The 12,777-nt window shown below is 46.2% G+C and carries 11 protein-coding genes, 1 tRNA gene and 1 rRNA gene; 5 read left to right on the forward strand and 8 right to left on the reverse strand.

Going from position 1 to position 12,777, the window contains the following annotated elements:
- Positions 1-106: 106 nt before the first annotated feature.
- From FNT36_RS06540 to FNT36_RS06550, 3 genes are all read left to right on the forward strand, one after another.
- Complete coding sequence (locus FNT36_RS06540) at positions 107-865, forward strand: LytR/AlgR family response regulator transcription factor (protein WP_233635719.1); 759 nt, start codon at positions 107-109, stop codon at positions 863-865.
- 193 nt (positions 866-1,058) lie between these two features.
- On the forward strand, positions 1,059-1,583 hold the full coding sequence (locus tag FNT36_RS06545; RefSeq protein WP_144845541.1) for a hypothetical protein: 525 nt from the start codon (positions 1,059-1,061) through the stop codon (positions 1,581-1,583).
- A 165-nt stretch (positions 1,584-1,748) separates the two neighbouring features.
- Complete coding sequence (locus FNT36_RS06550; protein ID WP_144845543.1) at positions 1,749-2,414, forward strand: DUF6766 family protein; 666 nt, start codon at positions 1,749-1,751, stop codon at positions 2,412-2,414.
- A 29-nt stretch (positions 2,415-2,443) separates the two neighbouring features.
- On the opposite strand, the gene FNT36_RS06555 is transcribed toward FNT36_RS06550, so the two are convergent.
- The 3 genes from FNT36_RS06555 to FNT36_RS06565 all read right to left on the reverse strand — a co-directional run bounded on the left by FNT36_RS06555 (position 2,444) and on the right by FNT36_RS06565 (position 4,954).
- Positions 2,444-3,529 (reverse strand): PAS domain-containing sensor histidine kinase, encoded by a 1,086-nt coding sequence (locus FNT36_RS06555; RefSeq protein WP_144845545.1) that lies wholly within the window; start codon positions 3,527-3,529, stop codon positions 2,444-2,446.
- A gap of 144 nt (positions 3,530-3,673) precedes the next feature.
- Positions 3,674-4,378 carry a GAF domain-containing protein gene (locus tag FNT36_RS06560; protein WP_144845547.1) on the reverse strand — a complete coding sequence of 235 codons (705 nt, stop codon included), beginning with the start codon at positions 4,376-4,378 and terminating at the stop codon, positions 3,674-3,676.
- Between the two features lie 279 nt (positions 4,379-4,657).
- A complete protein-coding gene (locus FNT36_RS06565; protein ID WP_144845549.1) occupies positions 4,658-4,954 on the reverse strand; it encodes a hypothetical protein in 297 nt (98 codons plus the stop codon).
- 2,691 nt (positions 4,955-7,645) lie between these two features.
- On the opposite strand from FNT36_RS06565, the gene FNT36_RS06570 reads away from it, so the two are divergent.
- Positions 7,646-7,921, forward strand: a complete 276-nt coding sequence (locus FNT36_RS06570) for a hypothetical protein (protein WP_144845550.1) — start codon at positions 7,646-7,648, stop codon at positions 7,919-7,921.
- A gap of 79 nt (positions 7,922-8,000) precedes the next feature.
- On the opposite strand, the gene FNT36_RS06575 is transcribed toward FNT36_RS06570, so the two are convergent.
- The 3 genes from FNT36_RS06575 to FNT36_RS06585 all read right to left on the reverse strand — a co-directional run bounded on the left by FNT36_RS06575 (position 8,001) and on the right by FNT36_RS06585 (position 10,567).
- Positions 8,001-8,378, reverse strand: coding sequence for a hypothetical protein (locus FNT36_RS06575; protein WP_144845552.1), 378 nt, complete (start codon positions 8,376-8,378; stop codon positions 8,001-8,003).
- A gap of 1,189 nt (positions 8,379-9,567) precedes the next feature.
- The gene (locus tag FNT36_RS06580; RefSeq protein ID WP_144845554.1) at positions 9,568-9,990 is read right to left on the reverse strand and encodes a BLUF domain-containing protein; all 423 of its coding nucleotides are present in this window, start codon (positions 9,988-9,990) and stop codon (positions 9,568-9,570) included.
- 504 nt (positions 9,991-10,494) lie between these two features.
- Positions 10,495-10,567: transfer RNA gene (locus FNT36_RS06585), tRNA-Lys, on the reverse strand.
- Positions 10,568-10,632: 65 nt separating this feature from the next.
- Between FNT36_RS06585 and FNT36_RS06590 the strand changes: the two genes are divergently transcribed.
- A complete protein-coding gene (locus FNT36_RS06590) occupies positions 10,633-11,421 on the forward strand; it encodes a hypothetical protein (protein WP_144845556.1) in 789 nt (262 codons plus the stop codon).
- A 241-nt stretch (positions 11,422-11,662) separates the two neighbouring features.
- On the opposite strand, the gene FNT36_RS06595 is transcribed toward FNT36_RS06590, so the two are convergent.
- Entirely contained in the window at positions 11,663-12,463 is an 801-nt protein-coding gene (locus FNT36_RS06595) for an SDR family oxidoreductase (RefSeq protein ID WP_144845558.1), read from the reverse strand.
- Positions 12,464-12,686: 223 nt separating this feature from the next.
- Positions 12,687-12,777 (reverse strand): 5S ribosomal RNA (gene rrf / locus FNT36_RS26085); the annotation flags it as partial.

The following is a 12,777-nucleotide window of genomic DNA, read 5'->3' on the forward strand; positions in this document are numbered from 1 at the left end:
CCTAAAAAACCAACTAGCCAAAAAGCGCCCCGATAGTTTTGCGTCAGCTAAATGCAATTCGCCATCGGTTGGCGAGTTCAAACCCAGCTCTGCTATGCTGTCTGCCATGCGTTATTCGTCTGTTGCTGCGCCTACCCCCATTACCTCTTTGCGCTGCCTCGTCGTTGATAATGACCCCACCGCAGCGGCGGCCCTAGCGGCTTGCGTGCAGCAAGCGCCCTTTCTTTCATTAGTAGCCAGCTGCACCAGTCCCGCGCAGGCATTGGCCTATTTGCGCACGCACCCGGTCGACGTACTGTTTCTGCCTATCGAGCTGCCTCTACTGGCTGGCCTGCAACTGCTGCGCCCAGCGGGCCAGGGGCCGGCAGTGGTGCTCACTTCCTCCTACCCCGACTACAACCTGCAGAGCCACGGCACCTACGGAGTAGTCGATTACTTGCTCAAGCCTTTTTGCTCCGCGCGTTTTCGGCAGGTGGCAGGCCGCCTGCACGCGCAGCGCCCGGCAGCCACCCCAGTCTGCAAGAGCGGCATGTTTGCTCCGCTCTACACCAGTGGCCTCCACCTGTGGGTGAATAAGCAATTGACGCAGCTGCGCCTAGCCGATGTACTGTATATAGAAGACCTAGGTGACCGTACGCGCATCAAAATGCTGCAGCAGGAGCTCATTATCGAAGAGTCGTTTGCTACACTTGCTAATCAGCTGCCCGAGCCGCAGTTTCTACGCATCAATCCTACTTGCATCGTAGCCCTAAGCCACACCACCGCTGTAGTCGGCAACGCGCTGGCCGTGGCGGGCCGGCGCCTGCCCCTAGGTGCAGCCTTGCAAGACGAAGTACTGGCCCGCGTGTTTCAAACTAGCTTCTAGGCCTCTGAAGCACCTAGCACCACCTAGGGTTGAGGCAACTTTTAGTCTCTCTAAAGGCTGCGCTGGCGGTATTATTCAGATTTAAAACTGTACGCTACCCAGATAGCCCCTCATAGATAATTTTTGGCTAAAACCAGCCCGTTTTTCTTACGTTTGAGGCGTACCTACCCCTATTGGTTCACCTTATTCTGTTATGAAAAAGTCTTTACTTGGCCTGGCAGTGCTCGCCGCGTTGGTTTCCTGCCGCGAGTCAAATACTAGCGTTAAGAGCGCTCCTTCAGCCGAGCCCATTGCAGCCACCAAAACGCTGTGCTTCGACACTACTTACGCCACTGTGGCGCAGCAGCCCCGCACCTATTCTTACACCACCGACATTGTGGTGGGCACTACTAAAACCGTGACTGTGCCGGTGCAAATTGACTGGACTACCGTAGCCGACGGTGGCTGCCCACAAGTGGCTTCCGTGCGCGTGTACCAGCTCGGCGCAGCCGACCTGCGCACCAATGTGGTAGTTAAGACGCTGCGCGACGCCGCCTGCAAGCCCGGCCCGCTTCCCAACAGCGCGCAGCGTGCCACTACCGGCGCTGTCTACGTCAACCTGACCTGCCAAGCCAAAGCGGTACGGTCGTTTAGCAGCTTCCGCTTTATGCTCAACGGCCTAGGCTACCACGACACCCTCGAGCCAACACTGACGCCGACTACCACTTCGGCGCGCTAGCTACTGCGTTCCTTTTTACTTACACAAAGTCCCGGCCATTAGCCGGGACTTTTTTTTGCGACTATACGCTAGCTTAGGTGTTATCTCTAGCTTCGACCTGGCCGTAGGCATAGTTGGCGCCTAGGCCACTCGGCCGGCTCGACGCCTTTTGCTAGCTTTCTTTTTATGTCCAGCTTTTCCCGCTTCTTTTATCAAAATGGTTTGCTCTTAGTCACCTTCGTGTTGATTATGAGCGCCCTGCTTGGGCAAGTGCTCACAGGCTGGCACGATAACAACGATGACTTGCAGCAAATGGGACTCGCTGCCCTCACCCTAGGCCAGTACCTGCACTCGGGCCACCTGCTCGAAGCCACATTTGAGAACTGGGAAAGCGAGTTTTTGCAAATGGGCGTGTACGTGGTGCTTACCATCTGGCTGCGCCAAAAAGGCTCGCCCGAGTCTAAAAAGCTCGACGAGCTCGAAGACGTAGACCAACGCCCTGACCCCACTAAGCCCGGGGCGCCCTGGCCGGTGCGCCGGGGCGGCCTATGGCTGCACCTTTACCAGCATTCGTTGAGTTTGGCGCTGTTTGGGCTATTTTTTGGGGCCTTCTACCTGCACGCCCGCGGCGGGGCAATGGTTTATAATATCGAGCAGGGTCACGAAGGCAAACCTCTCGTGACGGTATGGGGATACATGCACACCGCGCGCTTCTGGTTCGAGTCGTTTCAAAACTGGCAGAGCGAATTTGTATCTATCTTTTCGCTGGTAGGCTTGTCCATTTTTCTGCGCCAGCAATCCTCGCCCCAGTCCAAGCCCGTAGACGCGCCAACCACCGAAACGGGCAAGTAACCCCTACCTAGGGGCACTACTTTTGGTCTTTAAGCAGGTAGCGCGGGCAGTTCCAAGTAAAATGTAGTGCCTTGCCCTTCAGTGCTTTCAAACCAAATGCGCCCTTGGTGTAGGTTCACAATCGTTTTTATTACCGACATGCCCAGTCCTGTGCTGCGCTCACCACGCAGCCCTGGCCGCCGCGCTTTCGTAAACTTATCAAACAGTACCCCTTGTAAGTCTGCGGGGATACCAATACCGTTATCTGCCACCAGCAGCAAGGCCTGGTCGCCACGGCGCTCGAGGCTTACCGCAATCTGCCCGCCATCGGGCGTAAACTTGATAGCGTTAGAGATTAAGTTATTAACAACCTGCTGTAATTTATTGATATCAAAGCTAACGTAAATAGGCTGCTCGGTGGCCGCAAAGTGAAAGTGCAAGTGCGTATGCTGCTCCGAGCGCTCATACTCTTCCATCAGAGTCTGTAGCCAAGACACTAGGTCAGCCCGGTCGAACCGCATCTCTACGTTAGACGACTCCAGAAACTCGTTGTCCACAAAGTCCCGAATCAAACTCACTCCCTGGGTACACGTGCGCTGCATTAGGTGCAGCACCTCCTGCACTTTGCTGGTAGGAGTGTTTAGCTCCCAGGCGAGGTGCTCGGTTAGCTGCTGCAGCAAGACCAAGGGAGCGGCCAAGTCATGCGACAAAATTTCAAGCGTCGCATTCTTCTTCGAGTTAAACTTCTCTCCGTTTATAAGCACCTCCTTCTCGCGGGTGATGTCGCGTGCTGACCCCACTAGGTAGTGAGCGCCGGTGGGTAGCTGCCGCCGGCACACGCTCACTTGCATCCACTGTGTGTCCTTTACGCTCTGGCTCAAGCGCACTTCTACATCTTGAACCAACTCTTCGGGTGCGGCCTGCGCCACCCGCTGCTGCAAAAACTGCCAGTCGTCTGGATGTATGCGAGTCAGCAGATAAGGCAAATCGTCGTTGATATGCTCGCTTGGGTCACCGATAATCTGCTCATAAGCAGCGCTCACGTATACCACCCGCCGCTCGCCTAGGTCATAGGCAAAGTATATTTCATTACGATGCTCAAGCAGCGGTCGGAGTAGGTCTAGGTAGTCAGACATGCACGAAGGTACCTAGCAGGCAGCTTTTAACAGTGAGTTTATCGTTCCAGCTTACTTGCTTGCGACAAAGTGTGTTTAGCCACACGAAAGCTTTCCGACCAGTTACTCCTGCTGCATACTTATAGTAGAAAGCCACTGCCAGTCTTACTCATGCTCTTGCAAAATGGCACGTAGGTCATGCAGGCGCCGCGCTACTGGCAACACTATTTCTTCTGGCACTGGTGTCGATGTACCGTAGCGAGCCGATAGGTAGCGCACCAATGCTCCGAGCGCATAAACTTCGTCTCGAGCATGCGTCCGGATTTTTGACCAGCGAATCCCGTGCTCATCACCACAATAGCTGCTACGCACCGCAATGGCGCAGCTTACCACTTCCGCCATTGCTTCTAGCAGCTGCTGTTCGGCAGGACTAAACGCCCTAGGCTGCTGGCCCGCCACGCACAGTGTACCAATCACTTGGTTGTCAGGCATACGTAGTGGCGCTCCAGCGTAAAAGCACACTTCACTTGCTAAGCTATTTTGAATGGCGAACGCATCAAGTGAAGTCGGATTGGTAGCTGCTAAATCATAATACACAACTACTTGATTTTGCTTAATAACTAATGCGCAAAGTGTGCTAGCTCGTGGCTGCGCTAGTTGGCGCGAGAAACCATAGGTAGCCTTATAGCTCAACTGGTCAGCTTCCATTAGACCTATGTAAGCTATAGGTAGCCGAAATAAGTCAGCTAGCAATACCACTAGCTCATCAAAAAAGTCTTCTTGCAATGAGCGTACAATAGCATAACTCTGCAACGACTGTAGCCGTGCAGCCTCATTAGCGGGCAGTAAGGTGGAAGGAGTTGCCATCATACTTGTCAACACAAAACAAACAAGCTATAATACAATTTGAGGAATATGCTTATCAGCAAATTCCTCAAATATAACTGCAACACTTTTAGCTCCTAATATTATTCACCCTACACTTAACAAATTTTGCATTCTTTATTATATACAGTTTAATCCGTAGCTACCATTGCTTCCTGCCCCCAATAAAGGAATCAGACCAAATTTTAAGAGAAAAATTAGTCCTTCGCAGCGACTTTCTTACTGCTTCGCCTTCTTAACATACATTAGAAAGGTCTACTACAGTTAATTAAGAGATACAGCAGCTTGGTCGAATAGCTTCGTGAGATACTGCGGCTCACCTACTAAAGCTGGCACCATAGGCAATTGGTTTTTATTTGGCTCAACAATCGAGTGAATCACCCTAGCTTCTCTAGCTTCTATAAGAGCATAAGCTACTATCTCTGCCACAGTGAGTGGCTCAGATAAATTGGACGGCCTAGAGTATATTATAAAGTCAAATACTTCATATAAATCAGGTAACACCCCGTCATTGTCCTTTACTACAGCATCAAATGCCTCTTTGTAACAAGAATATTCCATATATAACACAATAATTAGCCTTATACTTATATCACAAATTTATACGAATGGACAATTAAAATGCAAAGTGTTTTTGCATTTTTTTATTTATCGCCCTTAAATTATAGTGTGCATTGCTTGTGTGCTAAGCCTTGCTTGCTGCTTCTTTCTAACTAGCCACTTAAAACCGTTCTATACTTTGTATTAGGACGTTTAGCTCTCGCCTATACTAGTTTGAATAATTGTATATCACCCAGCAAATAACTATCTGCAAATCAACATAGTTACCACACCTAACACTGTATATAATATTTTACTAAACGGTATTTTAGCTATACGCTAAGCACGTATGAAGTGCCATAATTGCCCTAACAGCCAAAATACTAGTCGGTATACCCATAAGCTAATGACCGCCAGCGTAATGAGCATGAGCAGATACAGGGCGTTATCGCTAATGTGGCGGTTAAACATAAATAGTTGTATAGAATTTACAATGCAGTCAGTTGCACGCAACTATACCAAGGCGCTATAAATTTGCACAAATCTAATACCTATAGCGCGCTCATGCAAAACCATATTTGGCTAATGCATACATCACTCAACGTAATCGCTTGTTAAGCCTACCTAGTGTACACATAGCTGTACTTTCCGTACGATATCGAATTACAAAGAACTCATACAGACACTTTAGCAACTACTTGTTGCTATCTTTTAGCAAAGGATGTATGTTCTCTTACTGCTAGCTACTGCTTAAAACTTTATGAAAGCACCTAGCACACGAAAATAAATCTCAGCGGGCAACAATGACATGAGTAAAGTCAGTGCCTAACCACATGCGGCCTCTCATCGAAGCGGCTGTCGCGGTAGAGATTGGGAGCCTAGCTTTAGGTAATAATCCAGCTTGATACTCAAGTTGATAATTTACTGATGGTAAATAATCGGGGATAGTGGGCTTCGTAGTCATTTTGTCCTCTACGCATGCTACCAGCCCTTAGGTTACTTAAGTAGGGTTATTGCACTGTATAAGAAGATACTTAACTCTTACAGACTCTAATATGGATAAAAGTATTTAGATGTATTATTATATACTCAATAGTTATCACTAATGTACTTCAAACTTGGTATTATCACACTATCAGTTGTTAATATTATATCTTTATCAAAGCAGCACACAGTACTATGTAATAATGGAGTACAATTATACTATGCTTTTAATTGCTGTTAATTCTCGTTACTAGCTATACCACAGATAGAACTATTTTCTACTTATAATCAATGCCTTACGACTGATATTTACATTAAAAAATGCAATAAATATTATTCACATTTCCACGGTTAATTATTGTTTCTTATTTATCAAATCACAATAATTCATAGACTTACATAACACTTGCCTCTTGCCTTAATGCTACTCAGATTTTCCTCAGATAGTGAACCGCTGTTTAAAATCCACCGTTAGCAGAGTATGTAATCCCACCCCGCTCTCTTATGAAACGCTCGGCTCCTACCTCCGTTCATCACCCTACCGCCCCACTTGAGGCTCCTGGCCTATCTTTTGGCGTCATCCGGACTGCATTTATTGGAGTTTCTTTTGTTGTGCTCTTGTTGATAGGGTTATTCTGTTTCCTAAGAGCTCGCACGCATCGCGCAGCAACCCTAATTACTCCTAAGGCTGTGCACTCTCCAATACTGCGAATAGCATCGCTATCGACCGTAGTAGACGGTTAGTTGCCCTGTCTATATATGGGTAAGCCAATGCTTTGTAGACAGTCATATCTAGATAGGCTATTACGGTTATATAAACAATCGCAATAATAATTCTTATTGGTCTAGCTCTGTTTTAGCAAGACTAGCAATTTTGCTAGTTAACTCTCTCGGCAAATAGCTCGTAACTCAGTAATACTTACCAAAAGCCCTTTTTGCCTAGTACAAAAAGGGCTTTTGTTTTACCGCGCAGCGATTCTAGCATTTTTCTAACTATGCTGTTTTGCTAGGCCTATGGTGTCCACTTCACTAGTACCTGCCTGACTAGCTTATGGGCGCAATAGCAAATGATGTAATTGTATACAAAACATCTGCTACCCAAACATAAATCTTATAATCTCTTCACTAATTACCTCTATACTACTTCAAGATAAGGCATTATCAAATAAATTTTTAGACAGAAGAGTACGCTATAGTATATTCCACAGAGCTAACGCTGCGAAGCCAATATAGCTGATGTTTAATTTTCCTAGAAAACTTGTTGGTTATTTTTTGACAAATTGCTTGGAATTATGCAATCTCCTGTTAACTTTCTGCTTATATAATACGCAGCTAATAGCTCCGTACCCGACTCTCTCATCTATTCCCACCATGCATCGGAGTATGTTTACCAATTTCCTGATTACCCTACTCTGGGTGAGCACTGGCTTGGCTATTTACTGCTATCTAGCTATTTGGGCCTTTGTCCTCTTCTGTCTTATATCGGTTGTTAGCTTCTGTGCCTTTGCGCTTGTGCAACATGGGTCTCTCTCTCAAGAGCCTTTGGAATAACAAAGCCGCTGCTACAGCGAGCTATAGACTTGCTCATTGTGCAGTAAAAGATTCAAACTCTTATTTGTTCAATGCACGTCCACATTGCGGCTATTGAGTTGGCCGCTTAATATTGCAGGCGCGAAGTATCATTGCCTAACTTATCTATCAGAAGCTAGGTACTATCTGCATTGCGCTATGAAAGACATCAACGCCTTTCTGTATGGCAAAGTAGTTGCCCGTAAAATGCGGGCAATTGAGAACACTCTGCGCGTGCTGGCAGATAAGCATCAAGACTATTTTGCCAGTCAGAAATCTAGGTATGCAGCAGAGGGCGAACACCGCCCCGCTACAATAACTGAGTACGTGCAGCCACAGTGGGTCAATTTACAGCCCACTCTTTGGGTAGACCCAGCTTTACCCGCCGATATTGCAGCTGAGTGCAATGCTTACTTTCAGGCAGCTATCAGCTAGCAACTGCCTTTTTACGCGGCCCTAGAGTAGAAATATAGTCTGCATTGAGCACGACTTTAATAAGTGTCGTTATCGCTATCTACATCGTTGAAGCTGGTGCAGTAGCCGAGAGGCTACCACCTTTCCAGGAAAGACGCGCGAAGACATCATGAGGAAGCAATAACGCACCGTAAAGCATATCGGTACGCTGCTGGGCTTTAGTACGCCAGAACCCTGTTATCCATTCTATCTCTTCGGGAGTAAAGGGTGTCATCAAGCCTTGATGGCTGAGGAGTTTATCCCATCCTCTACGGGCTAGTAGCTGCCCAGCGTGTGAGAGGAAAGCTTGCAACTCACTGAGTTTACGTGGACCTGTGCGATATTCTACGCTGATATAATGCCCCGCAGGATGCTCAAGCAGGCGGCCAACCGAATTTTCGAAATAGGTGTGCGGCGTAACAGCTGTAGTATTAAACACAGATTTATCTTTCTATTATTTTGAAGAATAAACACTCTCATGCAAAGCTACTTACTCGGCTTTGCAGTTGGGTTAACTTATGTCAAAATCTAAGAAAAAAACCTGCTTATCGGATTTTTCAGCTTAACCTAAAAATAAGCGCAGTATTACCTATGATTACCTAGTACCGAGATACTACTGATGTGAATGCATACACAGGCCCTTATCCTCCCACTGACTGCATAGCTGTCTGCTGTACTTAGCGAATAACAGCTGCAAATCATTGCATTCTACCGCATAGCAACTACACAACAATTCTGAGCTTATGGCTTAGGCTCTTCAGGAAAAACCATATGCCACCCTGCCCCACGCCAGCCCATCAGTTTAAAGGTCTGCTCAGAGTTAGGGCTGCTGGCAGATTCATCCAAAGCAGGGCTTGGCTTTGGTAACGGCAAGTTTTTGGGCAATATCTCTGGCCATAGTAAATCGACCAAGTATTCTTCCTCACTATTTATAGTCCACATCACTTCCTGTCTATCTAGGTTAGCTACCTATACTTACCTCGCTATCGCTAATACGAAGGCTAATACTGTACAGTTTTTCCTATAGCGCCTAGTGTAACTTACTCTCTTATCAAGCTAAGCCTTAAATGCGCTAATTAATATGCGCGAGGAGTAAAACAGCATTAATCTCATTTTGCGAGGCTTTTATAACATGACCCTTTGAATTGCCTTGCGATTGTCCTCTGCTAAATAGTGCTCTAACACATTACCCATTCCAATAGCGACATGCACACGCGTGTCTGGCTAGGCTGGCATGTGCATTATAATCGAGTTATTGGCTCACCAAACCACTAGCAACTACAAAATAATTAGAGGCCATACACAGAAGCAAATACTATTCCATATATATGCGAACAAGTAGTTACACTCACATAGATTATCAGCGCGTCAGCTTGTGCTTCCGGCACTTGTTAATTAGTCAGTTGCACTGAATTATGGCTCTGCTCAGTCTCTTCTTAGCAGCCTAGAAAGTACTTTGGCAACAAGGATTGTTGATACTACACTATAGTAGTAAGGAAAAGCAACACTACATTCTTTCTCAACTGCTCTCGTACTGGATAGCTGGGGCGAATAAGGCTGCTTGTTTATGAAGGGATATAAATGAGCTTGTAGATGACAGCCGCGCAAGACTGTTTACTACCTAGGCCCTAGGTTCCTGGATTCAATACAAAGGTCTTCATCATCTGAAGTAACATGCCATCGGTCGCGCTCAGCCCAGGAGCACGCAGGTCTAGCTGCTCAGGCGTAACATAACCCGCTAATTCGGCGAACTCAGCAGCTGAAACCGGCCGAAAGGCCATAGACCAATCGGCAAAGCTACGCTGCGCAATAGGCTTATCAGCAAATTTAAATACCTGCTCATGGCGCCCATCTTGGAGCAAGCGGGCATAGAGCATAGCCAAAGTTGCCTCTTCACCTTCTATAATCTGCATAAATTGCCCATCGCCATATACGAGGGCTCCAGTAACGTTTTGCTGGGCATTCGCGACTCGCGCTTGCGCAAGTAGCGCAGTTAGTTCGTCATCTGTTGGACGCTTTGTGGCCCGGCTCAAGTAAATAATATGGTGCATAACTGCGAAAGTACAGTGCGAACCTCAAGGGATGGCACATGAGGAGCAATAAGGTTAAGCGCTTACGCTAGGCTATCAAGACATTATTATAAGGGCCAAGATGTTGTACTAGAGTATAGCAAATGGTTTGACTACCGACAACTATACAGAATTTACCCTAGACCACATCAATGTCGAATATTGCCAATACTGCTTCTGTAAGCGCATCCGCTAGCAGCTGAGCTACAAAATCATTCAGTACTACAGAAAATTTGCTAGCGTGCGATATAGCCGCATCAATGTATTGAACCTTAAGGCAGGAATTAGAATAACACTTGTAAAGTGTACCTGCTTATCCTTCTAACATAATTCTATTCACACGCAGTGAGCGGCAACAAATTGTCCACTGCCTAGTACCACTATCACAATTACTTGTGAATACTCACACAACCAGCTTTCTTATGAGGAAGTATGCTACGATAATGACAATAAAAAACCCCCTTGGCGTTAGCAAGGGGGTTTCAGTGGCTCCGCTGGGATTCGAACCCAGGACCCGTACATTAAAAGTGTACTGCTCTACCAGCTGAGCTACAGAACCGATACTTTTGTGTTTACAATAGCGACGTATTGCCGTTTTTGTGGGTGCAAAAGTACAGCCTCATTTTGAATCTGACAACCTTGTTACTAAAAAAAAATCCTTTACTCCGGGCTCTAGCCTTGCTGAGTAGTATTATCAACTTGCCACTCTGCATTTTGGCTTCACCACTAGAAACAAAAAAAGATTCTATTGCTACCACACAGTTATCAGCCGCTAAGGTTCAAGTAGCTGATTCTTTATTTGAACAAGGCCAATTTGGTACGGTACTTCCCCTATATAAGGCCCAAATTTGGCAGCGACGGCAAGTTTCAGCGCGTCTCTTATTGCGATTAGCGTATGCCGAGCATCAACAAACTCATTATGCTGCCGAGATACTCTATCTAAATATGGCCCTAGCTCGGCAACCTCGCTTAAGCACCTGGCGGCAGCTAGCAAACCTTGCTCAACGGCAACGCTTAGTAGGCTATCCTACTACTTGGCAGCAGGAAATAAGAGTGCAAATACAACGCTACTACTATCCTGTGCTCCAAGGTTTACTGAGCGTAGCAGTAGTGATAGCTGTAGGGCTGATATTAAGACGGAGTCGTACCAAACGAATAATATGGATAACCTACGGCAGCTACTTACTTGGTACTAGCGCTTACCTATATTGGCTACGGCCAATAGCTACCAGTATCGTAGCACGCCCAGGCGTAGCCTTGATGGCTGGCCCGAGCGCTGGAGCAACTTGGCTCAGTATTGCAGCTCCTGGTGACCGTTTACCGATGTTAGGGCGCCAAGATATTTGGCTACGCGTGCGCTGGCAAGAGCGTGTCGCCTATGTGCGTGCAGACGACACTTTCGTGATAGAATAACTTATAGCTTCCTACACTCTCACAATAAGTATTACCTCGTTAAATAGTATAAATAAATCATTATACCCCTATTTATTCCTCATTCACACAGCCATAATTACAAATACTTAGCAAGTAAAATAGTTAAACTTCTTAAATAACGCGTTACTTAAATTAATAGCAGCATGCAATAAAGCATTTTATGGTAATGTCAGATAGACAGTTACAAGATATTTATAGCATAGATTAATTATGCTATTTTCTACAAATCACCTTCTTCCTTTCTGAATTTATTCAATACCATCTTATCCATTAGACCTGGTAACCATTTATTTAAAAAAACAACTAACTTACCTTCACCTGTAAGGACGATATTACGGCGACGCTTCTCTACTGCTTGGCGCAAATAAATAGCGACTTGTTCACTTGTCATCATTTTATCTTCATCACGTGGAGTATCGTTTTGAGTTTGCCCGTTAGCAAGTAGTGCAGTATGACGAATATTAGATGCAGTGAAACCAGGTGCAGCAATAAGTACATTTACATCCTCAGGTAATAATTCAGTACGTAACGCTTCTAAAAACCCATTCATAGCAAATTTAGACGCCGAATACCCTGTGCGCCCTGGTAAGCCGCGATAGCCAGCAATACTGCTGATACCTACAATTGTGCCCTTAGTAGCAAGTAAATGTGGTAAAGCAGCTTTAGTGGTATATACCGTACCAAAAAAATTTGTTTGCATAAGTTGTTCGATGACTTTAACATCGGCATCAATAAATTTGGCTCGCATACTCAGCCCTGCATTGTTTATAAGGACATCAAGACGGCCAAAGGCAGCTATAGACTCGGTCACTGCGCGCATAGCATCAGTTAATATACCTACGTCACCTTGCACCGCATGATGCGTAATGCCTGCAGCCATTAATTCAGTAGAAACCGCTTCTAGCTTTACGGTATCGCGACCTGTGATGACAATACGCGCACCTGCTCGGCCAAATTCTAACGCACAAGCTCGGCCAATACCAGAAGTACCGCCAGTGATAAGAACTACGTTATCTTTCATCTCTGAAATAAAGAGAGGCGTTTTAAAAATCTAATTTCTTATTAGCCAGAAATAAGCTGGCTTTTCATAAGGCCTATCACATACAACTGCTAAAGTACAATCTAATAAAACCTCTTTAAAGAGATATACTTGAGTAATACTGTCTCCCGTCATAAGGTAAAACGACAAGAGCCCTCTGCCGAGCGCTGGTCAAAGCGCAGGGGCAGGGGGCTCGTTGTTGTAAAGTTGGCGGCGACCGACTCTCCCACCGGTGAAGGCAGTACCATAGGCGCACCGGGGCTTAACGACTCTGTTCGGAATGGGAAGAGGTGAAC

This window comes from Hymenobacter setariae (assembly GCF_007713685.1).
GTDB classification, from domain to species: Bacteria; Bacteroidota; Bacteroidia; order Cytophagales; family Hymenobacteraceae; genus Hymenobacter; species Hymenobacter setariae.

What these genes read in the sequence shown, in the direction of transcription:
- FNT36_RS06540 (WP_233635719.1), top strand. Translation starts at nt 107, where the DNA reads ATGCGTTATTCGTCTGTTGCTGCGCCTACCCCCATTACCTCTTTGCGC.
- FNT36_RS06545 (WP_144845541.1), top strand. Translation starts at nt 1,059, where the DNA reads ATGAAAAAGTCTTTACTTGGCCTGGCAGTGCTCGCCGCGTTGGTTTCC.
- FNT36_RS06550 (WP_144845543.1), top strand. Translation starts at nt 1,749, where the DNA reads ATGTCCAGCTTTTCCCGCTTCTTTTATCAAAATGGTTTGCTCTTAGTC.
- FNT36_RS06555 (WP_144845545.1), bottom strand. Translation starts at nt 3,529, where the DNA reads ATGTCTGACTACCTAGACCTACTCCGACCGCTGCTTGAGCATCGTAAT.
- FNT36_RS06560 (WP_144845547.1), bottom strand. Translation starts at nt 4,378, where the DNA reads ATGATGGCAACTCCTTCCACCTTACTGCCCGCTAATGAGGCTGCACGG.
- FNT36_RS06565 (WP_144845549.1), bottom strand. Translation starts at nt 4,954, where the DNA reads ATGGAATATTCTTGTTACAAAGAGGCATTTGATGCTGTAGTAAAGGAC.
- FNT36_RS06570 (WP_144845550.1), top strand. Translation starts at nt 7,646, where the DNA reads ATGAAAGACATCAACGCCTTTCTGTATGGCAAAGTAGTTGCCCGTAAA.
- FNT36_RS06580 (WP_144845554.1), bottom strand. Translation starts at nt 9,990, where the DNA reads ATGCACCATATTATTTACTTGAGCCGGGCCACAAAGCGTCCAACAGAT.
- FNT36_RS06595 (WP_144845558.1), bottom strand. Translation starts at nt 12,463, where the DNA reads ATGAAAGATAACGTAGTTCTTATCACTGGCGGTACTTCTGGTATTGGC.